General features: G+C 59.9%; 16 protein-coding genes and 1 pseudogene. 8 read left to right on the top strand and 9 right to left on the bottom strand.

Going from position 1 to position 21883, the window contains the following annotated elements; all coding sequences use genetic code 11:
• Nucleotides 1-3 precede the first annotated feature (3 nt).
• On the bottom strand, nt 4-1623 hold the full coding sequence (locus PMI01S_RS26355) for an FMN-binding glutamate synthase family protein (protein WP_084323029.1): 1620 nt from the start codon (nt 1621-1623) through the stop codon (nt 4-6).
• Between the two features lie 159 nt (nt 1624-1782).
• Complete coding sequence (locus PMI01S_RS26350; RefSeq protein WP_008032237.1) at nt 1783-2583, bottom strand: helix-turn-helix transcriptional regulator; 801 nt, start codon at nt 2581-2583, stop codon at nt 1783-1785.
• Between the two features lie 126 nt (nt 2584-2709).
• Here PMI01S_RS26350 and PMI01S_RS26345 point away from each other — a divergent pair, with 126 nt between their 5' ends.
• Both PMI01S_RS26345 and PMI01S_RS26340 read left to right on the top strand, forming a co-directional pair.
• On the top strand, nt 2710-3531 hold the full coding sequence (locus tag PMI01S_RS26345) for a carbon-nitrogen hydrolase family protein (protein WP_084323028.1): 822 nt from the start codon (nt 2710-2712) through the stop codon (nt 3529-3531).
• A gap of 224 nt (nt 3532-3755) precedes the next feature.
• Nucleotides 3756-5081 carry an APC family permease gene (locus tag PMI01S_RS26340; protein ID WP_084323027.1) on the top strand — a complete coding sequence of 442 codons (1326 nt, stop codon included), beginning with the start codon at nt 3756-3758 and terminating at the stop codon, nt 5079-5081.
• A 117-nt stretch (nt 5082-5198) separates the two neighbouring features.
• On the opposite strand, the gene PMI01S_RS32550 is transcribed toward PMI01S_RS26340, so the two are convergent.
• From PMI01S_RS32550 to PMI01S_RS26315, 6 genes and pseudogenes are all read right to left on the bottom strand, one after another.
• The gene (locus PMI01S_RS32550) at nt 5199-5867 is read right to left on the bottom strand and encodes an ATP-binding protein (protein WP_371850940.1); all 669 of its coding nucleotides are present in this window, start codon (nt 5865-5867) and stop codon (nt 5199-5201) included.
• Nucleotides 5868-5924: 57 nt separating this feature from the next.
• A pseudogene (locus PMI01S_RS32545) lies at nt 5925-6011 on the bottom strand (hypothetical protein); the annotation flags it as partial.
• 590 nt (nt 6012-6601) lie between these two features.
• Entirely contained in the window at nt 6602-8413 is a 1812-nt protein-coding gene (locus PMI01S_RS26330; RefSeq protein WP_084323025.1) for a DAHL domain-containing sensor histidine kinase, read from the bottom strand.
• Nucleotides 8410-9369, bottom strand: a complete 960-nt coding sequence (locus tag PMI01S_RS26325; protein WP_084323024.1) for a cytochrome-c peroxidase — start codon at nt 9367-9369, stop codon at nt 8410-8412. Before PMI01S_RS26325 ends, PMI01S_RS26330 begins: the two co-directional genes overlap by 4 nt.
• Before the next feature lie 44 nt (nt 9370-9413).
• Complete coding sequence (locus PMI01S_RS26320) at nt 9414-11288, bottom strand: putative bifunctional diguanylate cyclase/phosphodiesterase (protein WP_084323023.1); 1875 nt, start codon at nt 11286-11288, stop codon at nt 9414-9416.
• Complete coding sequence (locus tag PMI01S_RS26315) at nt 11285-13549, bottom strand: putative bifunctional diguanylate cyclase/phosphodiesterase (RefSeq protein ID WP_084323022.1); 2265 nt, start codon at nt 13547-13549, stop codon at nt 11285-11287. Before PMI01S_RS26315 ends, PMI01S_RS26320 begins: the two co-directional genes overlap by 4 nt.
• 258 nt (nt 13550-13807) lie before the next feature.
• Between PMI01S_RS26315 and nosR the strand changes: the two genes are divergently transcribed.
• The 4 genes from nosR to PMI01S_RS26295 all read left to right on the top strand — a co-directional run bounded on the left by nosR (nt 13808) and on the right by PMI01S_RS26295 (nt 16987).
• A complete protein-coding gene (gene nosR / locus PMI01S_RS26310; RefSeq protein ID WP_084323021.1) occupies nt 13808-15187 on the top strand; it encodes a response regulator c-di-GMP phosphodiesterase, NosR family in 1380 nt (459 codons plus the stop codon).
• A 202-nt stretch (nt 15188-15389) separates the two neighbouring features.
• Nucleotides 15390-15824, top strand: a complete 435-nt coding sequence (locus PMI01S_RS26305) for an NUDIX hydrolase (protein WP_084323020.1) — start codon at nt 15390-15392, stop codon at nt 15822-15824.
• A gap of 24 nt (nt 15825-15848) precedes the next feature.
• The gene (locus PMI01S_RS26300) at nt 15849-16487 is read left to right on the top strand and encodes a LysE family translocator (RefSeq protein ID WP_084323019.1); all 639 of its coding nucleotides are present in this window, start codon (nt 15849-15851) and stop codon (nt 16485-16487) included.
• Between the two features lie 2 nt (nt 16488-16489).
• The gene (locus tag PMI01S_RS26295; RefSeq protein WP_084323018.1) at nt 16490-16987 is read left to right on the top strand and encodes a GNAT family N-acetyltransferase; all 498 of its coding nucleotides are present in this window, start codon (nt 16490-16492) and stop codon (nt 16985-16987) included.
• Between the two features lie 116 nt (nt 16988-17103).
• Here the strand turns inward: PMI01S_RS26295 and metR are convergent, their stop codons facing one another.
• A complete protein-coding gene (gene metR / locus PMI01S_RS26290) occupies nt 17104-18021 on the bottom strand; it encodes a transcriptional regulator MetR (RefSeq protein WP_084323017.1) in 918 nt (305 codons plus the stop codon).
• Nucleotides 18022-18128: 107 nt separating this feature from the next.
• Between metR and metE the strand changes: the two genes are divergently transcribed.
• Both metE and PMI01S_RS26280 read left to right on the top strand, forming a co-directional pair.
• A complete protein-coding gene (gene metE, locus PMI01S_RS26285) occupies nt 18129-20441 on the top strand; it encodes a 5-methyltetrahydropteroyltriglutamate--homocysteine S-methyltransferase (protein WP_084323016.1) in 2313 nt (770 codons plus the stop codon).
• Between the two features lie 243 nt (nt 20442-20684).
• Entirely contained in the window at nt 20685-21719 is a 1035-nt protein-coding gene (locus PMI01S_RS26280; protein WP_084323015.1) for an alpha/beta fold hydrolase, read from the top strand.
• The last annotated feature ends 164 nt before the right edge of the window (nt 21720-21883 follow it).

Below are 21883 nucleotides of genomic sequence, written 5' to 3'. Positions count from 1 at the left end.
GTCTCAAGCCGCTGCCATTTCATTGGGCTCAAAGCTGTCCGCCCGCGCCATCTGCCACATGCGCGAATAGAACTCGCCGTTCACCTCGCCAGTGAGCAATTCCCCCGGTTTCAAGAATACATGCAGCTGCGAGAACAGCTTGATCTCGGTGGCCGACATGCGCCGCACCAGGTGCTTGGCGGACAACTGCGACGGATGTTCGAGACCGGCGGCGGCGAGCATTTCGGCCAGGGCCTTGAGGGTATTGCGGTGGAAGTTGAACACGCGCTGCGCCTTGTCCGGGACGACGAGTGCGCGCTGGCGCAAGGTGTCCTGGGTGGCGACGCCCGTCGGGCATTTGTTGGTGTGGCACGACTGCGACTGGATGCAACCGATGGCGAACATGAAGCCGCGCGCCGAGTTGGCCCAGTCGGCGCCGATGGCCAGCACGCTGGCAATGTCGAAGGCGCTGACGATCTTGCCGCTGGCACCGAGTTTGATCTTGTCCCGCAGGTTCAGGCCCACCAGCGTGTTGTGCACGAACAGCAAACCTTCGCGCATCGGTACGCCGATGTGGTCGGTGAATTCCACAGGCGCCGCCCCCGTGCCGCCTTCCTTGCCATCGACGACGATGAAGTCCGGGAGGATGCCGGTTTCCAGCATGGCCTTGGCGATGCCCATGAATTCCCAAGGATGACCGAGGCAGAACTTGAAGCCCACCGGCTTGCCGCCGGACAGTTCACGCAGTTGCTGGATGAAGTGCATCAGTTCGATCGGCGTGGAAAACGCGCTGTGCCGCGACGGCGAGATGCAGTCTTCGCCCATCAGGATGCCGCGGGTTTCGGCGATTTCCCTGGTGACTTTGTGCTTGGGCAGAATCCCGCCGTGGCCGGGTTTGGCACCCTGGGACATCTTGATCTCGATCATCCGCACCTGCGGCGTTTGCGCTTGTGCGGCGAAGCGTTCCGGGTCGAAGCGTCCGTCTGCGGTGCGGCAACCGAAGTAGCCGCTGCCGAGTTCCCAGGTCAGGTCGCCGCCGTTTTCCCGGTGATAGGCACTGATGCTGCCTTCACCGGTGTCGTGGGCAAAGTTGCCGAGTTTGGCGCCCTGGTTCAACGCGCGAATGGCGTTGGCGCTGAGGGAGCCGAAACTCATGGCCGAGATGTTGAACACCGATGCCGAGTACGGCTGAGTGCACTGCGGGCCGCCGACGAGGGTGCGGAAACTGCTCGGATCACTCAACGGGGCCGGGCGCATGGAGTGGCCGATGAACTCGAAGCCCGATTGGTACACGTCGATCAATGTGCCGAAAGGTTTATCGGCGCTTTCATTCTTGGCGCGCGAATAGACCAGCGAACGCTGGGCCCGGGAGAAGGGCAGGGCGTCGCTGTCGGATTCGAGCAGGTACTGGCGGATTTCCGGACGAATGCCCTCCACCAGGTAGCGGATGTTGCCGAGGATCGGGTAGTTGCGGCGCACCGCGTGGGGGCTTTGCAGCAGATCGAACAGGCCGATCAGGCTGAGCACGCCCGTGACGGCGGTGATCGGCCAGAGCCAGTCGTGTTCCAGGAAGGGCAGGCTGGCGAGGGTGAAGATCACGCAAGCGGCAAAGAAGGCGTAGCGGCTCAGGAGTGACAGGCTCATACGGTTTCCTTGGGTTCGGACTCAATGTAATGGCTAAACAAAAATCACTGTGGGAGCGGGCTTGCTCGCGAAATCGATCTTTCATTCAACATTGATGTCGACTGAACCAGCGTTTTCGCGAGCAAGCCCGCTCCCACAGAAAAGCATTGCAGCACGGTGTCAGGCATTTTGCGCCTGAAGAAAAATCGAAAACAGCTCGGACTGGGACTTGATCCCCAGCTTGCTGTACATGTGTTTCTTGTGGACTTTCACGGTTTCGACAGAGATTTCCAGCTTACGGGCGATTTCTTTACTGGAACAACCGCTGAGCATCAAACGCCCGACATCCAGCTCGCGCGCGGTCAGTTGCGCGCCTTTGAGTTGCTGCACCGAGGCTTCCAGCTGAACCCGCCAGTCACCCTGGACCGGCGCCGGCGCGAGGGCCACGACTTCGTTGATTTCGTACGGCAGGCGCTGGCGCAACAGGCCGAGCACCCACGGCTGGATCAACGACAGCAAGGCGATCTGCTGACCGCTGAAACGCTGTTTGCTGCCCAGTGACAGGCACAGCGTTCGGTCGCCTTCGAGCTGGCAATTGAACTGGATTTCGTCGGCCACCACATTCAGACGAAAGTAGCGCTGGTAATACTCGGTCAGCTCGAAGTGCTCCGGCGCCACTTCCGACAGGCGATAGAGCCCGGTGCGCGACTGCTCGCGGCAGGCGATGTAGAACGGGTCGAGCAGGTACAAACCGCGCAGGTAATCCTGGAACAACTGATCGGGGCTGCCGTCTTCACCCGGGCATTCGGCGAACACTTGCGGGTGCTGATCGGCGCTGAAAAGCAGCGCCACCCAGCTGTCGAAGGTCACGTACTGATCCAGCAGGCGCACCAGCTGCGTCCAGAAATTGGGCTTGTCGAGGGCGTCGATCAGTTGCCCGACCGAACGGTGCCAGGCGATGTCGTCTAACGAGAGTGTCATGGGTCTACCCCTATCGGGTTACCCCGGCCGCGTGATTCCCTGGCCGGTTGCTTGCTGCGCATACTGGCGCACAGACAACGGCCGGGCAATCTTTCTGCCGCCCGGCCACTAGAACAAGGACTACCCATGAAGGTCGAACTCGCCCAACTGGCGGGCCGTGACAACGACACGGCTTACAACCTCGAACGCGCATTGGCGACGATTGCTGCCTGCGCAGCCGACACGCAGCTGATCATGTTTCCGGAAAGCCACCTGATGGGATTCCCGTCGGCCGAGACGGTGGCGGCGGTGGCCGAACCATTGAACGGCCCCACCGTCAGCGCGGTCGCCGCCGTGGCCCGCGAGCGCAACATCGCCGTGGTGATCGGTACGGCCGAGAACGACAACGGTCGTTTTTTCAATACCACGTTGCTGATCACCCCTGAAGGCATCGCGCTGAAATACCGCAAGACGCACCTATGGGCGTCGGACCGCGGTGTGTACGAACCGGGCGACCGCTACGCCACGTGCCTGTGGAACGGCGTGCGGGTCGGCCTGCTGATTTGCTACGACATTGAATTCCCGGAAACCGCCCGCGCCCTGGCGCAACTGGGCGCCGAATTGCTGATCGTCACCAACGGCAACATGGACCCCTACGGCCCGACTCACCGCACCGCGATCATGGCCCGCGCCCAGGAAAACCAGGCGTTTGCGCTGATGGTCAACCGGGTCGAAGAGGGCGATGGCGGGCTGGTGTTTGCTGGCGGCAGTGCGCTGGTGAATCCGTTGGGCACGTTGTTGTTCGAGGCCGGGCGGGAGGAGGGGCGGTTTGCGGTTGAGCTGGACCTTAATCAGCTGACGGCGGCGCGGCAGGATTATCGGTATCTGGATGATCAGCGGCTGAAGTTGCCGGGGGAGATGGTCGAGCACGCATCCGGACTTCGGGAGCTGCTGATTCCTTCGCGCTGATTCGGATTTTGTGTCGCCCGGTCTGGCGCCTTCGCGAGCAAGCCCGCTCCCACATTGGTTTTTTGAACGCCCGAGATCAAATGTGGGAGCGGGCTTGCTCGCGAAGGCGTCAGACCGGGCGACACACCTGTTTGACGATTCACCCAGAACAACAAACGCAACACCTGTAATTTGCGCCGAACTCGGCTCTGCCATAAATCCAATAAAATTCGGAGTAGTCGCTCATGGCTCGTTTGCAACGCACCCTCTCATTAGGGTCGGTGGTGCTGTTCGGCATCGCCTACATGACGCCGATCATTGTGCTCGGCACGTTCGGCATCCTCGCTCAATCCACCGCCGGCATGGTGCCGGCCGCGTACCTCGCGGCGCTGGTGGCGATGTTCTTCACCGCCATGAGTTACGGCCGAATGGCTTCGGCATTTCCCGTGGCCGGCTCGGCTTACAGCTATGTGCGCAAGGCGATCAGCCCGAAACTCGGTTTCATCGCCGGTTGGGCAGTGCTGCTCGATTACCTGTTCCTGCCGATGGCGATCTGGCTGATCGGCGCGGCGTACCTCAACTCCGCGTTCCCGGCGGTGCCGCAGTGGGTCTGGGTGCTGGCGTTCATCGGCATCACCAGCGCGATCAACATCGTTGGCCTGAAACTGGCCAACGGCATCAACGCCTTGCTGATGCTGGTGCAGTTCCTGGTGCTGATTGCCTTCGTCGCGCTGTGCGTGCATTACGTCGGCGGCGATGCGAGCACGCCGTTATGGTCAGTCAAACCGTTCTTCAACGGTGACATGCAGATGCCACTGATCATGAGCGGTGCGGCCATCGCCTGTTACTCGTTTCTCGGTTTCGACGCGGTCAGCACCCTGACCGAAGAAACCCGCGACCCGCGCCGCACCATCCCGCGGGCGATCATGCTGATTACCCTGATCGGCGGGCTGATCTTCGTCGGCGTGTCGTACTTCGTGCAGATTGCGCATCCGTCTTTCCAGTTCGACAGTGTCGACTCGGCGGCCTATGAAATTGCCCGCAACATCGGTGGCGACCTGTTCGTGTCGATCTTCCTGATCGGCCTGATCGTCGGTCAATTCGCTTCGGGTCTGTCGGCACAGGCCAGTGGCTCGCGGCTGCTGTATGCCATGGGCCGCGACGGTGTGCTGCCGAAATCCTTCTTCGGTACGTTGCATGAGCGTTTCGGGACGCCAATCAACAGCATCCTGCTGTGCGCAGTGGTGGCGTTGCTGGCGCTGAAACTGGACGTCACCACCTCGACCTCGTTCATCAACTTCGGCGCGTTCCTGGCGTTCAGTCTGGTGAACCTGTCGGTGATCTTTCATTACTGGATTGGCGGCGAGAAAAAGGGGCTGCGTGAGTGGGTGCTGTTCCTGATTTTCCCGTTCATTGGCCTGGCGGCGGATTTATGGCTGATGGTCAGCCTCGATCACCTGGCGATTTACCTGGGCCTGAGCTGGCTGGCGATTGGCGTGGTGTACCTGGCGGTGCTGACCGGCGGATTCCGTCGTCAGCCCCCGGAGATGGATTTCCAGGAAGCCACATAACGCACGCGGAACACCTTTGCAGGAGCCGGCTTGCTGGCGATGGCAATCTCAAAAACAATGAAAGTCTTGAGGCCGCCATCGCCAGCAAGCCGGCTTCTGCAGGGGCTCGGTGGGTGTTCAGGCTGCGGGTTTTGATTGGTGGATCGGCAGTTCGACCCGAAAAGTGCTGCCGACGCCAACTTCACTCACCACCGAAATATCCCCCCTATGTTTCTTCACGATGCCATAGGACAGGGACAGGCCCAGCCCTGTCCCCTGGCCCACCGGTTTGGTAGTGAAGAACGGGTCGAAGATTTTCTGCAGGCTTTCCGGCGGGATGCCGGCGCCGGTGTCGGCGACTTCGATCCATACGGTTCCCCCTTCCGCCCCGGTGCGCAGGGTGAGGGTCCCACGTTCCGCGCCGATGGCCTGCGACGCGTTGACGATCAGGTTCATGATCACCTGGTTGATCTGCGAAGGCAGGCATTCGATATCGGGCAAGACCTGATAGTCCTTCACCACATCGGCCTTGTACTTCAGTTCATTGGCCACGATGTTCAGCGTCGATTCGATGCCGTGCTGCAGGTTCGCCCACTGCCACTCCTGGTTGGAGTCCACCCGCGAGAAGTCCTTCAGGTCCTTGACGATCTGCCCGACGCGGCTGATGCCGTCCTTGGATTCCTTGATCAGCAGCGGTATGTCGTCGCGCAGGAATTCAAGCTCGATCCGGTCACGCAGTTCATGCAGGCGCTCGACCAGCTCGCTGGAACCAATGGCCTCTTCTGCATCTCGATAGGCGTCGAGCATTTCCTGCAGCTGTTTGAAATAGCCATCAAGGGCGCCGAGGTTGGAGGAAATGAAGCCGATGGGGTTATTGATTTCATGGGCGACACCGGCCGCCAGTTGCCCCAGTGAAGCGAGTTTTTCCGACTGCACCAGTTGCGATTCAAGCTGTTTGCGCTCGTCGATTTCCCGTTGCAACGCCTCGCTGGCCTGTTTGAATTGGGTCGTGCGCTGGTCCACCAGATGCTCCAGATGGCTCATCTGCACAAAGGCCCTTTCGGTCATGTCCCATTTGGTCAGCAGGGTGTTGGCCATCTGCTGGACTTCAATGTTGTCGAACGGTTTTTTCAGAATCAGCAGCCGGTCATGGGCCTGCAACCGGTCCAGCAGTTCATCCCACGAATAGTCGGAATACGCGGTGCACACCACCACTTGCAGACGCGGGTCTTCCTGCCACAAATGCTCAATCGTCTTTGCACCGTCCCAGCCCTCCGGCATGCGCATGTCGACGAAGGCCAGCGCATAGGGGCGGCTTTCCTTCAAGGCATCGTTAAGTTTGCCCAGGCCCTCTTGCCCGCCATACGCCGAATCCAGCTCGAACGGGAGGCGGGTGGATTTCACTTCACTGCCAAACAGCGCCGCTTCCATTGCGTCCAGCTCGACAGTCGGCACCGGCGTCGGCGTGAGGATCTTGCGGAAATCCACATGAATGGACGGTGTGTCGTCGATCAGCAGAATGCGCCGGTTCGACTGTTCGCTCATGCTACCTCCGTGACAGGTTTCAGCGGGATCTGCAGGGTGAATTGCGCGCCCTTGCCCGGCCCGTCGCTGTGGGCGGTGAGGTGGCCGTTCATTTCGATGGCGGCCAGGGCACAGCTGTGCAGGCCGAAGCCGTGACCTTCCTTGCGGGTGGTAAAACCGTGGGCAAAGATGCGCGTCATGTTTTCCGCAGCGATGCCTTCACCGTCATCCTTGACGCTAACTTGCAGCGTCTCGTTGTCGACGATTTTGACCCCGAGGGTCATTTGCCGCGGACGATTGCTGAGGTCGGACATGGCGTATTTGGCGTTGCTGATCAGGTTGATCAGGATCAGCAGCAAGCGGTGTTTGTCGCCCATGACCTGCGGCACCTCACCGTACTCCTTGACCACCGTGACGTGATGGCGGGTCAGCGCGCCGGCGTTCATGCGCAGGGCGTCCTCGAGCAATTCGCTGATGTGCAGCGGCTCCATCAGGCTGTTGGCGCCCGCGTAGGATTGCTGGGTGGCGACGATGTCCTTGATGTGGTCGACACTTTTGCTCAATTGCGCGAGTTCGTCGGTCATGCTTTGTTGTTCGAGGGCGATGGCCTCCACCAGTTGATTGAGGTAGCCAGGCAGCAATTTGCCTTTGTCGTCCTGGGTGAGGAAGGTGCCAAGGTCGCCGGGGTGTTCGTTGATCAGTTGCATTGCCTTGCCCAACCCCTGGGCCTTGCTGGCACGCAGTTTTCGGCTGACCAGATCGGCCGAGATGTTGACGCTGTTCAGCACATTGCCGACGTTGTGCAGCACATTAGTGGCGATCTCGGCCATGCCGGCCTGGCGTGCGGTGTCGAGCAGTTCGCTCTGGGTGTCCTTGAGTTCGCGGGTGCGTTCTTCCACTCGCAGTTCCAGTTCGTCATTGGCGGTTTTCAAGGCCTTGTTGACGCGACTGATGGTGGTGAAACTGCGCATCAGGTGAATCGCCAGGTACACCAGCAGCAAGACCAGCAGCACAGAGAACACCAGCATGTAAAAGTGATAGCGCTGCTCGATGGCATCAGTCTGTTGCTGGTCCGTATTCAACAGGCTGGTGATCTCGTCCAGACGTTCGGCGACGGGAACTGCTTCGATGTTTTCCAGCAAGCGGTTGACCACCGGTTGTTCGCGCAGAATCAGCGAAATGTGGTTGCTCAGAATATCGATCGGGCTGTGAAACTGTTCAGGCAGGCGCAACTTGTTCACCCCGAGCTTGTTCAGTCCGACCAGAATGTCGGCGGCCCTGTCGTCGGAAGTGACCTGGGCGAATTCCAGGCTGCTGAGCAGCAGATCGTAAGTGTCGGTGGCGATATTCTGCAGTTGCAGTTTGTCGCCATCGACCAGCCGGGCCAGTTGCTCATGAATGTCATCCTCGGCAGTGGGCAGGAACGCCAGCGAGTTGCGCAGCACCGCGTTGTGGGATTTGAACTGCTCTACCAGCCGGGTCTTTTCCTGGATGGCGGTCAGGTATGCATCATGGCTGGCGCGCCAGATCGGCGAGTCGTTGCGACCGTGGTTCGACTCCAAGGTGTCGAACCGCTCCCAGAGTTCTGCCATCCCGGTCAGCGGCGTGACCAGCGGATCGTAGTTGTGGTTGGTGGCGATCCTGGCCTTGAGGATCTCGGTTTCCCATTGCGCGTTCAGCTGTTTGATCCGACCGATCAGGTCACGGGATTCAGCGTAGGTCGACGTCTCGTTCGAGTTCGATTTGAGGTACAGGAACGCCAGCGTCGAGGCCAGCATCACGGCGACGATGCCCAGCAATGCCAGGTTGCGACGGTTAGACATTTTCATAAAGGCTTGCCTCCCCATTCACCCGTCAACGTCTTGAGAAACTGGATGATCAGGGTTTTGTCCTCGATGGAAGGAACGCGCCCGAGCTGGAACCTGAACATCACGTCCACGGCCTCTTCGAGGGTCTTGGCCGAACCGTCGTGAAAATACGGCGCGGTCACCGCGACATTGCGCAGGCTCGGTACCTTGAACACGTTGCGGTCCTCTTCATCCTTGGTCACCAGATAGCGACCCAGGTCGGTGTCCGTCGGGTTGCCGCGAACCTTGAAGTAATCGCCCATGACACCGAACTTCTGGAACATGTTGCCGCCGATGTTCACGCCCTGGTGGCAGGCGATGCAGCCGTAGTCCTTGAAACGCTGGTAACCGTACTTTTCCTCGAGCGTGAGGATGTCGGTGTCGCCCAGCAGGTATTGATCAAACCGCGAGTTGCTACTGAGCAGCGTACGTTCGTAAGTGGCCAGGGCATTCTGCACATTGTTCATGGTCACGCCGTCCGGGTAGGCCTTGCCAAATGCGCTGTGGTACGCCGGGTCGGCGGACAGCACTTGCACCACATGTTCCCAGTTGCTGCCCATTTCGCTGGGGCTCTGCACCACGGCATGGACCTGGGTTTCCAGAGTGTCGGCGCGGCCGTTCCAGAACTGCCTGAAATTCAGGGTGGCGTTGAACACGCTGGGGGTGTTGATCGTTACTGGCACTCCGTTGAAACCGATGGAAAACGCCTGGGTATCGGCACCCCCTTTGTCCAGATGATGGCAACTGGCGCAGGACAGCGTGTTGTTGACCGACAGGCGCGGCTCATTGAACAACTGGCGACCGAGTTCGACCCGCAGCGGGTTTTGCTGTGGCACCGGGGGCAGCGGTTTGAGCGGTTCATCCAGAGGCGCGGCGCTCGCGCTCAGACAAAATCCGAACAGCGGCACCAGGAGCAGGTGGTGAATGGATGGCGACATCTGATAATTCCTTGGCTGAAAGCCCATGTGTCGTTACGCATCGTTCACGTGGCGGTAAATGGAGCCGGTTTCACGGACCACAGGTACTGGACGAAGCTGTCCGGTTCCACGGCTTTGCTGAAGTAGTAACCCTGGCCTTCCTCGCATTGATGGGCCCTGAGGAAATTCAGTTGTTCGAGGGTTTCAACGCCTTCGGCGATGATGGTCAGCTTGAGGCTGCGCCCCAGGCTGATGATGGCGCTGACCAGGGCGGCGTCGCTGCTGTCCTTGCTCAAACCGCGAATGAACGACTGGTCGATTTTCAGTACGTCGATCGGAAAGCGCTGCAAGTAACTCAGGCTGGAGTAGCCGGTGCCAAAGTCATCGATGGCCAGACGCACACCCATCGCCTTGAGCCGGTTCAGGGAATTGACGGTGGTCTCGATGTTTTGCATCAACACGCCTTCGGTGATTTCCAGCTCCAGCAAGGACGGCTCCAGGCCTGTCTGTTCGAGGATCTGTTCGATGCCATCGACAAAGTCACGCTGACGGAAATCGATGGCTGACATGTTCACCGACATGCAGATTTTTGGCAGCCCGAGGGCCTGCCAGGCACAGGCTTGTCGGCAGGCCTCGGCCAACACCCATTTGCTCAGCGGGACGATCAGACCGCTGTCCTCGGCGACCCCGATGAACGCCGATGGATAGACCAGGCCGTGCCCCGGCTTTTGCCAGCGGATCAAGGCCTCGGCACCGACCACCTGGCCGTTGCCCAGATCCAGTTTGGGTTGGTAGTGCAGGACAAACTCATTGCGCTCCAGCGCCAGGCGAATGCCGGTCTCGATGCTTTGGTGATCGCGCGCGCGCTGGTTCATTTCGTCGATGAAAAAACTGAAATCGTTCGGTCCGCTTTCCTTGATGTTGCGCATCGCGGTTTCGGCTTTCTTGATCAGCTCGATGGCGTCGAAACCGTCATCGGGATAAATGCTGATGCCCAGGCTCGCGGTCACGCTCAGGTCATGTCCGGCGATGTGCAGGGGCGCGCGAATAGCGTTCAAGAGTTTGTCGGCGATGCCCTTTGTCTGCTGTGGATGGCGGATATCGGCGAGGATCACCACGAATTCGTCGGAGCCGTAGCGAAACACCGAATCGGACTCGCGCACGGTAGCCACCAGGTTGCGGCTGACCTGTTTCAACATTTCGTCACCGGCCGGATGGCCGAGCGCATTGTTGATGCGCTTGAAGCGATCGAGCCCCAGAAACATCACCGCCAGTTGCTTGTCATGGCGTCGGGACAACGCCAGTGACTGGTTCAGCCGGTCACCCAGCAACGTGCTGTTGGGCAACTCGGTCAATACGTCGTACTGCAACAGGTGAGACACCTTGAGCAATTCGTGAACCCGCGCTTCGATGGTTTGCTCCAGGCTCAGCACCTTCATCGCCGCGTCCTGGGCCATCTGCCATTTCCAGGTCAGGGCGCTGGCCATCTGGCGGATTTCCAGGCTGTCGAAAGGTTTTTTCAGCACCAGCATCTGGTCGCCAAACTCCAGCCGTTCGGCCATGGCTTCCCAGGTGTAATCCGAATACGCCGTGCACAACGCGATTTGCAGGTGTGGATCGGCCTTCCACAGTTGTTCAATGGTCTCCAGCCCGTCCCAGCCCGGAGGCATGCGCATGTCAGTAAACACAAGGGCGTAAGGATGACCTTCGTCCAATGCACGCTTGACCAGCTCAAGGGCTTCCTGACCCTGAAAGGCCGAGTCGAGCTGGAACGTCTGCCGATCATTCTGCGGCGTGCCGAACAGTGCTGCTTCAGTGCCCGCCAGGCTCTGTTCGTCTTCGGTTTCGGGGCCGAGGATCTTGCGGAAATCCTCATGAATCGAAAGCGTGTCGTCGACGATCAGGATGCGCCGGTTGGTCCGCACGAAAGGCGCTTTCATCCCTTGTCCTCCGTGGATGGCATGATTCTCCCGGCTTTGAGCAGCTCGGCGGCCTGCTGGCTGCTGACGGCCTTGCTGAAGTAATAACCCTGGGCGTTCATCGGTGACCCGGTGGCCATCAATGAACTGCGCTGTTCCTGGGTTTCGACACCTTCGGCAATGATGCCGATCCCTACGTCCCGAGCGAAGTTGATGATGGCGCGCAAGGTGTTGGCGCTGGACGGATCGTGAGCGGCTGTGTCGATGAAGGCCTGGGCGAGTTTCAGGTGATTGACCTGATAGGTCTTGAGGTAATCGAACGAGGAATACTCGGTGCCGAAGTCGTCGATGGCGATTTTCACACCCAGATCACGCAAGCGTGGCAACACGTCGTTGTGGGTCCATTTGGTCTGGGCCAGTGTCGCTTCGGTGACGTCGAACCGCAGGTCCCCGGCGCAGAGCTCCCAGCGCGCGGTGGTGCGCAGCACGTCATAGATCAGTTCGGGACCACTCTTGAGCTGGGCCAGGGACAGCTTGATCGCAATCACCGGTGGCGCGACACCCTCATCACGCCACTGGCGCATCTGCCGGCAGGCTCGATCCAGCACCCAATGACCGAGTGCGATGATCGTGCCGGTCTTTTCGGCGGCAGGCAGAAACGCCGGCGCTTCCAGCAAACCACGATCGCGGTGATTCCAGGTGACCTGCGCTTCCATCCCGAGGATCTGGCCGCTGGTCAGGTCCACTTCCGGCCAGTAACGCAGTTCGAGTTCATTGTGCTCGATGGCCTCTCTCAACTCGCTGGCGATGGTCATGCGTTCGACCACTTCCTGATTGATCTCCTCGGAGTGGAAGTGGTACTGGTTGCGGCCCTTTTCCTTGGAGCGATAGAGCGCCATGTCAGCCTGGGTCAACATGCCGTCGGCGCTGGTGATGGTCGGGCTGTAGCTGCTGATGCCGATGCTGACCGATACCCGTACATCGTTGCCGGCCAGGGAGTAGGGCAGCACAAGTGCATCGCGGACCTTGGTGGCGAGGGCGGCAGAGTGGGTCGGGTCGCTGACGTCCAGTTGCAGGATCGCGAACTCGTCGCCGCCGAGACGGGCGACCACATCGTTTTCCCGCACGCAGGCCTTGATGCGCCGGGCGACTTCTTGCAGCAACAAGTCGCCCACCGGGTGACCGAGGGTGTCGTTGATACGTTTGAAGTGGTCCAGGTCGAGATAAAACATGGCGAATGCTGTTGCGCCGCGACGTGCGGCGGCGAAGGCCTGGTGCAGCCGCTCGATCAGCGTGGCGCGGTTGACCAGCCCGGTCAGTCCGTCGGTGCGTGCCAGCAGGAAGATTTTTTCCTCGGCCACCTTGCGTTCGGTGACGTCGATGATGATGCCTTCGACTTCCTGCAGGCGGCCTTCGTCGTCGCGTACCGGGATGTAGCGGTTTTCCACCCAGCGCCAGTCACCGTTGCCGGTGCGCATCCGGAATTCGATGGAGGCGCCTGCGGCATGGCGGTCCAGCACCCGGGCCATGGCCGCGTCGACTTTCGATTGATCCTCGGGATGGATCAACTCCTTGGCCCAATTGGCCGAGGCCACCAGTTTCGCCGCGACATGACCGTATTTGGTGATGTTGTGCGAGATGTACATCAACGGAAACGATGGCTCGCCCCGCAGTCGATACAGGATGGTCGGGCTGTTCTGCACAATGATGTTGGCATCGGACAGTTCCCGGGTGCGCTCCTCGACCGCTTGCTCGAGCAGCGACATCTTCAGCGCCGCATCTTCGGTCATCTGCCACTTGGCGGTCAGCGCGCTGGCCATCTGGCGAATTTCGATGGCATCGAACGGCTTCTTGAGAATCAGCAGGCGGTCGCCCAGCTCCAGGCGTTCGTCGATGTCTTCCCAGGAGTAGTCGGAGTAGGCCGTGCACAACGCCACTTGCAGCTTGGGGTCGACTTGCCACAGGCGTTCGATGGTTTCCAGGCCATCCCAGCCCGGTGGCATGCGCATGTCGATGAACGCCATCGCGTAGGGCATGTCGTTGGCCAGGGCCGTTTCGACCTTGTCCAGCGCTTCGAGGCCCTGGAATGCCGAATCGAGTACGAAACACTGAAGTGTGGCCGTCACTGTCGTGCCGAACAGGGCTTGTTCAGCACTGGTCAGGCTGTCGTCATCGGATGAGGGCGGGCTGAGGATCTTGATAAAGTCCTCATGGATCGAAGCCGTGTCGTCGACGATGAGAATCCGCCGGTTGGTCCGCGCCAGCAGCGTATTCATCGCCATTTCCCTGGACCGGCAGCAGTTAGATGCACAGTGTTCATAAGGGTCATCCTTTTCCCTGACCACCTGGCCGAACGTACAGATTATGGATCCGAGTGAACTGAGCATAGTCGCCCGGAAGCGACTTCGCGCAACTGACTGAAACGAATCATTGCGGTGACGGGGCGAAAATCATCTAGCCTGTAGGTCAGGATCCGGCAATAGGGGATGTTTGCCCGGTTCCCGACATGATGCTGTACCGTTTTAGCCTGAGGTAATGCCATGGAAGAGCAACTCCCCACAACGTCCACCGATAAACCCAAGGTGCTGCTGGTCGATGATGAGGAATCCATCCTCAACAGCCTGCGTCGCCTGTTACGCGGCCAGCCGTACGAGGTGCTGCTGGCCACCAGCGGCGCCCAGGCCCTGGAAATCATGGCGCAACAACCCATAGATCTGGTGATGAGCGATGCACGGATGCCCAATATGGACGGGGCCACGCTGCTGGCTCACATCCACAAGCTTTATCCCGATACCGTCCGGATCATGCTGACCGGTTATGCCGATCCGTCAGCCATCATCAAAGCCATCAATGACGGGCAGATCCACCGTTACATCAGCAAGCCCTGGCACGATGAGGAAATGCTGCTGATTTTGCGACAATCACTCGCGTATCAGCATTCCGAGCGTGAACGGTTGCGTCTCGTCCAGGAAACGTGGGATCAGAACCAGCAATTGAAGCTGCTCAACATCACCCTGGACAAGCGTGTCGCCTCCCGCACCGCTGAACTGCAACAGACCGCCGACATGCTCGACCTGGCCTACGAAGAGCTCAAACGCAGCTACGTCACCGGCACCGAGATGTTCTCGCTGCTGGCCAACCTGCGCATGCCGCCAGCCAAACAGACCAACCGCCAGATCATCGAGTTGGTGCGGGTGTACTGCAAGCTCCATGGTCTGGACGAAGGCACCAGTCGCGACCTGACCATGGCGGCGGCGCTCTACAACATCGGCAAGCTTAGCTGGACCGACAGCATGATGACCGCCCCCGCGGACCTGTTGCATCACAATGATCGTGAGCGTTATCGCAATTACCCGAAGCAGAGCGAATCGCTGTTGATGACGCTCGACCCGATGAAGGATGCCGCCCGTCTGATTCTTCACCATCAGGAGCGTTGGGACGGCACCGGTTTCCCCGACCGGCTCAAGGGTGAGGCGATTCCCGTCGGTTCGCGGTTGCTGAAACTGGCGGTGGATTTCATCGAGTTGCAGCGCGGGTTGATCCTGGAACGGCAGATGAACAGTGATGAGGCGCTGGTGTATATCCGCAGCTATGCCGGAAAACTCTACGACCCCGGGATGGTGGAGGACTTTATTCAGGTGTGTGCCGCCTACCTGAGCGATGTGTCGTTGGCCGATCCGGCGGTCAAGGTCATGACCACCCGGGAATTGGCACCGGGGATGATCCTGGCGCGCAACCTCAATGCCGACAACGGCATGCTGCTGCTCAATGCCGGCAAGGTGTTGAACGGACCGCTGGTGGATAAGCTGATCGCATTCGAAGCCATGGAGGGGGCGAAATACAGCATTTTTGTGAAGGTGCCGGAAGAGGTGGAGGTCGCTCTCCTGGAGGCAGGTCAGGCATCCCCGGCGCTGCACTGATCCCCTGTCGGAGCAAGCTTGCTCGCGAAAAGCCAGAGAACGCTGCGAGCTGCCAGGCCTACAGCGTTATCGTTGACGATTATCGCGAGCAAGCTCGCTCCTACAAGAGGTGAGCACTGCTCTGCCAGAAGTTTTTCGGCGTGACGACGCGCTGATACTCATGTGATCCTTGCGCCTTTTCAGCCAAGGCCAATCTTTGTTCATGACCTCTTCATCTCCCGCCTCACCCCGCATCATCCGCATCGCCGCCGCCCTGTTGATCGGTCCCGACGGTCGTACCCTGCTGGTTCGCAAGCGCGGCACCGAGGCCTTCATGCAACCGGGTGGCAAGATCGAGGCCCACGAACAACCGGCCTGCGCGCTGGCCCGTGAGCTGGACGAAGAGCTGGGACTGGTCATCGATCCGGCACATGCGATCTATCTGGGGCAATTCTCGGCACCGGCCGCCAATGAGCCAGGATTTATCGTACAGGCCGAACTCTTTCAGCTGACGATTGATTCAGACGTGTCCCCGGCAGCGGAAATCGAAGAAGTATGCTGGATCGATCCGGCGACCGACGGCGATGTCACCCTGGCGCCATTGACACGAGACCTGATCCTGCCGTTTTATCGAGCCTCGCTGACCGCGATCGCTTGATTATTCACGGACCAAGGACTGCCCATGATTCCGCTTCAAGACTTGCTGATTTTCGCCGCTGCCGCGTTGCTGATGGTACTGACGCCGGGGCCGAACATGATCTACCTGATCTCCCGTTCGATCTGCCAGGGCCGCAGGGCCGGGGTAACCTCGTTGCTCGGTGTGGTCGCCGGATTCTTCGTGCATCTGTTCGCCGCAGCGGCGGGGTTGACCGCGGTGTTCCTGGCGGTGCCAATGGCCTATGAAGTGTTGAAGTGGGCCGGTGCGCTGTACCTGATATGGCTGGCCTGGCAGGCGGTCAAACCGGGCGCGCGGTCGCCGTTCGAGGCGCAGCAGTTACCGGCGGATTCGTCGCGCAAACTGATCACCATGGGGTTTCTGACCAGTGCCCTGAACCCGAAAATCGCCGTGTTCTACCTGTCAGTGTTTCCACAGTTCATCACGCCTGAGCATGGCTCTGTGTTCACTCAGAGCGTGGTTCTCGGTTTGACCCAGATCAGCGTCAGTTTCTGCGTCAATCTGTTGATCGCGGTGTTTGCAGCAAGCATCGCGTCCTGGTTCGTCAACAACCCGACCTGGCTGTCGATGCAACGCTACTTCATGGGGTTTGTCCTGTCGGCGCTGGCGGTGCGGCTGATGCTTGAGCAACGAAGGGCAGCGTGAACATGTGGATTGAGCGGCTTGATGCCAGCCATGCTCTGGACTATCGGGCGTTGATGCTCGAAGCCTATGACTTGCACCCTCAGGCGTTCACATCCAACGTGCGCGAACGCGCGACGATGCCGCTGAGTTGGTGGGAATCGCGCCTGACCAGCAAGCTGGATGTGGTGTTCGGCGCATTTGAGGAGGGGCAATTGGCGGGCATCGTCGGCCTTGCCTTCGAACCCCGTGAAAAGGCCCGGCACAAGGCGACGCTGTTTGGCATGTATGTGTCCGGTAAGGTCCGTTTGCGCGGGATCGGTTATCAACTGGTGCAGACGGTGTTGGCCGAGGCGCAAACCCACAAGGGCCTGAGGCTGGTTCAACTGACCGTCACCGCGGGCAACGAAGCGGCGTTCAACCTTTACCAGCGTTGCGGCTTCATCCAGTTTGGCCTGGAACCGATGGCGCTGCGGGTTGGTGAAGACTACTTCGACAAGATCCACATGTGGCGCGAGATCTGAACCCACCACAACCCTCTAGGAGCCGGCTTGCTGGCGATGGCGGTTAATCCGGCCACATAAAGGTTGACCGACTATCGCTATCGCCAGCAAGCCGGCTCCTGCAGGTCGGTGTTGCTTTAACGGACTGCGCTGACCCCATCCAGCGTAGAAAACGATGTGTCCTTCGCCGTCAGCAGAAAATCACGCATGTACGGCGCATCCAGCATGTCCGCGCGAATCCCCGCGTACAACGTCGCAAACAAGCCTTTCTCACCCAGCCGCTTGGCCTTCACATAGCCCCGTGAGCTGTATTCATGCAGCGCCCAGTGCGGCATGCCACACACGCCACGGCCGCTGGCCACCAGTTGCATCATCATCACCGTCAGCTCCGAGGTGCGGACCTGGGCCGGTTCGATGTCGGCCGGTTCGAGGAAGCGGGTGAAGATGTCCAGCCGATCACGCTCCACCGGGTAAGTGATCAGTGTTTCCGTAAGCAGATCTTCAGGAACGATATACGCCTTGCTCGCCAAACGGTGCTGATTGGCCACCGCGAGCATCGCTTCATAAGTGAACAGCGGCACATACGTGATGCCGGCGATTTCCAGCGGATCGGAGGTCACCACCAGATCCAGATCCCCACGGGCCAGGGCTGGCAGCGGGGCGAAGGAGAAACCCGACGCCAGGTCCAGTTCCACTTCCGGCCAGGCATCGCGAAACTGGTCGATGGTCGGCATCAGCCACTGGAAGCAACTGTGACACTCGATTGCCATGTGCAGACGGCCTGCGGTGCCACCGGCCAGCCGCGCGATATCGCGCTCGGCACCGCGCAGCAACGGCAAGGTGGCGTCGGCCAGTTGCAGCAGGCGCAAACCGGCGCTGGTGAAGCGCACCGGTTTGGTCTTGCGCACGAACAACGGCATGCCCATGCGCTCTTCCAGCTCTTTGAACTGATGGGACAGCGCCGATTGGGTCAGGTGCAGACGGTCGGCGGCATCGACCAGGCTATCGGCTTCGCGCAAGGCGTGCAGGGTCTTCAAGTGGCGGATTTCAAGCACCGGAGGCTCCATGAGGAAAACTTGTGATCAACACGAAAAGGTTGAGTTTGTCTCATGTTGGGTCGGCTGTCGACAATAGGGCCATCTTTTACAGGGAGAAACTCACCATGGCTCTGGCCCACACACTTGGTTTTCCGCGCATCGGCGCTGACCGTGAATTGAAAAAAGCCCTCGAATCCTACTGGAAGGGCGATCTCGATCAGGACGCGTTGAAAAGCGTCGGTCGCCAACTGCGTGCCACCCACTGGCAATTGCAGAAAGACGCCGGCATCGACCTGCTGCCGGTCGGCGACTTCGCCTGGTATGACCAGGTGCTGACCCATTCCCTGACCTTCGGTGTGATCCCGGAGCGTTTCGACAGTGCCAAAAACGCCAACGGCCTGCCGACGCTGGACACGCTATTCGCCATGGCCCGTGGTGCTACCGCAGCCTGCTGCGGCGGCGAACACACCAAAGCGCAATATGCACAGGAATTGACCAAATGGTTCGATACCAACTACCACTACCTGGTCCCGGAATTCACTGCTGACCAGCCGTTCAAACTGAGCTGGGAACAGCTGTTCGACGAAGTCGATGAAGCCAGGGCACTGGGCCACAACGTCAAACCGGTGATCATCGGCCCGCTGACTTACCTGTGGCTGGGCAAGGCCAAAGGCAACGACTTCGACAAACTCGACCTGCTGGAACGCCTGCTGCCGATCTACGGCGAAATCCTCGGCCGCCTCGCCGCCCAAGGCGTGGAGTGGGTGCAGATCGACGAGCCGATCCTGACCCTCGATCTGCCGCAAGAATGGAAAAACGCCTTCGAACGCGCTTACCACATCCTCCAGTATTCGCCGCTGAAAAAGCTGGTGGCGACCTATTTCAGTGGTCTGCAAGACAACCTCGGTCTGGCCGTCGGTTTGCCAGTACAAGGTTTGCACATCGATGCGGTGCGCGCCCCCGACCAACTGCTCCACGTGCTCGATCGTCTGCCGACCTACAAGATTCTCTCGGTGGGTCTGGTCAACGGCCGCAATGTCTGGCGTTGCGAACTGGAGCCAGTGCTCGCACAACTGCAATTTGCCCAGGAACGCTTTGGCGACAACCTGTGGGTCAGCAGTTCCTGCTCGCTGCTGCACAGCCCGGTAGACCTGGAGCGTGAAGACAAACTCGATCCGGAACTGAAAAGCTGGCTGGCGTTTGCCGTGCAGAAGTGTGGCGAAATCGCTGTGCTGCGTGATGCGCTTAACGATCCGCAATCGCCGAAGGTGCAAACCGCACTGGCCGAGAGCCGGGCGATTCAGGCCCGCCGTGCCGAGTCTCCGCGTATCCATAAACCTGAAGTGCAAGCCCGCATCAACGCCATCGGTGCAGCCGACAGCCAGCGCCAATCGCCGTTTGCCAAGCGCATCGAGCAACAGCGTGCGCGGCTGAAGCTGCCGGCGTTTCCGACGACCACCATCGGTTCGTTCCCGCAGACCGGTTCGATCCGTCTGGCGCGTCAGGCGTTCAAGCAAGGCAAGCTGTCGGCCAACGATTACACCGACGCCATGCACAGCGAAATCCGCCACGCCGTGCAAGTCCAGGAGCGTCTGGGGCTGGATGTGCTGGTGCACGGTGAAGCCGAGCGCAACGACATGGTCGAGTACTTCGCCGAGCAACTGGACGGCTACCTGTTCACTCGGTTTGGCTGGGTGCAGAGCTACGGTTCCCGTTGCGTGAAACCGGCGATCATCTACGGCGACCTGAGCCGTCCTGTCGCCATGACCGTCGACTGGATCACCTACGCGCAAAGCCTGACCGACAAGGTCATGAAAGGCATGCTCACCGGGCCGGTGACCATGCTGATGTGGTCGTTCCCGCGTGAAGACGTCTCGCGCAAAGTCCAGGCGCAGCAGTTGGCGTTGGCCCTGCGTGACGAGGTGGTGGACCTGGAAAGCGCTGGCATCAAGATCGTGCAGATCGACGAAGCGGCGTTCCGCGAAGGTTTGCCGCTGCGTCGGGCGCAATGGCAGGAATACCTGGACTGGGCGGTGGAAGCGTTCCGCTTGAGTGCGTCCGGTGTGCGCGATGAAACCCAGATCCACACCCACATGTGCTACAGCGAATTCAACGATGTGATCGAGGCCATCGCGGCGATGGATGCGGACGTGATCACCATCGAAACCTCGCGTTCGGACATGGAATTGCTGGAGGCCTTCGAAGCGTTCGACTACCCGAACGACATTGGCCCGGGGGTGTATGACATTCACTCGCCACGGGTGCCGGACACGGCGGAGATGGTCAAGTTGATGAGTAAAGCCGTGCAGAGGATTCCGGCGCAGCGGTTGTGGGTGAACCCGGATTGCGGTTTGAAGACCCGGGCTTGGCCGGAAACTGAAGCGGCTCTTGTCAACATGGTGGCGGCGGCGCGGCAGTTGCGTAGTCAGTTGGCTTGAATCTGCGGCGTCTGTCCGGACGCCATCGCGAGCAAGCCCGCTCCCACAGGTACGATGTCGATCACAAATTTTGTGTACGGCTGAATCCTGTGGGAGCGGGCTTGCTCGCGAAGAACGATAACGCGGTCTCGAACATGACCGTTCAGCACTCTTCATCAAACTGTCACGTAACTGTGGCAGCGCGCTTGATCAAACTTCATCAGACTCGCGCTCTACTGGGGTTCTGCGTTTCGGTGTTTTTTCATGTGTGCACGATTTTTTTCGACAGTGGTTTTCCTGGCCGCGTTGTTGTTCGGCCTGCCGTCTTTTGCGGCTTCTCGATGTGATGTCAATGTTGCGACGGAACACGTCGATCTGGCGCAGGTGAGCCTCGCGTACCAGAGCATCGGCCGTGCCTCGGATCCGGCACTGCTGCTGGTGATGGGCCTTGGCGGGCAGTTGATTCACTGGCCGGACGAGGTGGTGGTCGCGCTGTGTCAGCAGGGCTTTCGGGTGATTCGTTATGACAATCGCGATGTTGGCCTGTCCACTTGGCGACAGGCGCCTGTCGATGCCAATCTGACTTTCGAAGTGCTGCGCTACAAACTCGGTTTGCCGGTTTCCGCGCCGTATTCCCTCACGGATATGGCCGACGATGCGCTGGGTTTGATGGATGCATTGCACGTCGATCAATTTCATGTGCTGGGTGCGAGCATGGGGGGGATGATCGCCCAGCATATGGCGGCCATGGCGCCGCAGCGGATCGAGAGTCTGACGTTGATCATGACCACCTCCGGCGCCGAAGGCTTGCCGGCGCCGAGCGCAGCGCTGGTGCAATTGCTGTCGCGCCGGGGCGCACCGAATCGTGAAGTGGCGCTGGAGCAGCAGGCTGACTTGCTCGCGGCGCTGGGCAGTCCGACGGTGAGCGATGATCGGCAGGCATTGTTGCATCAGGCGGCGCTGTCCTATGACCGGGCGTTCAATCCTGAGGGCGTGAAGCGTCAGATCATGGCGATCCTCGCGGAGCCGAGTCGGGTGGCGTTGCTCAATCAGTTGCGGGTGCCGACGCTGGTGGTTCATGGCACTGCCGACCCGTTGTTGCCGGTGATGCATGGGGTGCATTTGGCGGCGCATATTCATGGTAGTCAGTTGAAGCTGATTCCCGGGTTGGCCCATCGTTTTCAGGAGGCGTTCAAGGCGCCGTTGCTTGCGGCTGTGTTGCCTTATTTGCAGGCTCATCGTGAAGACACCTCGCATTGGGCGCAGATCGATCCTGGGGTCGAACATAACCTTCTGTAACGTCGCAATCCGTCTGAACTGTCTTTTGTTGACCGAGTACATATCCGTTCCTGCGGTAACGGCGGCTGGCGGTTTCGCCCTTACGGCGAGTCCCTTTTGGCAAACGCCCCAAAAGGAACCAAAAGGTCTCGCCCCGAGCGTCCGGCCCCTCGCTAAGGCTCGGG

It is taken from the genome of Pseudomonas migulae NBRC 103157, from assembly GCF_002091715.1.
Classification (GTDB): domain Bacteria; phylum Pseudomonadota; class Gammaproteobacteria; order Pseudomonadales; family Pseudomonadaceae; genus Aquipseudomonas; species Aquipseudomonas migulae_A.
The sequence above is the reverse complement of the archived record's forward strand: the minus strand, read 5'-3'. Positions and strand labels throughout refer to the sequence as shown.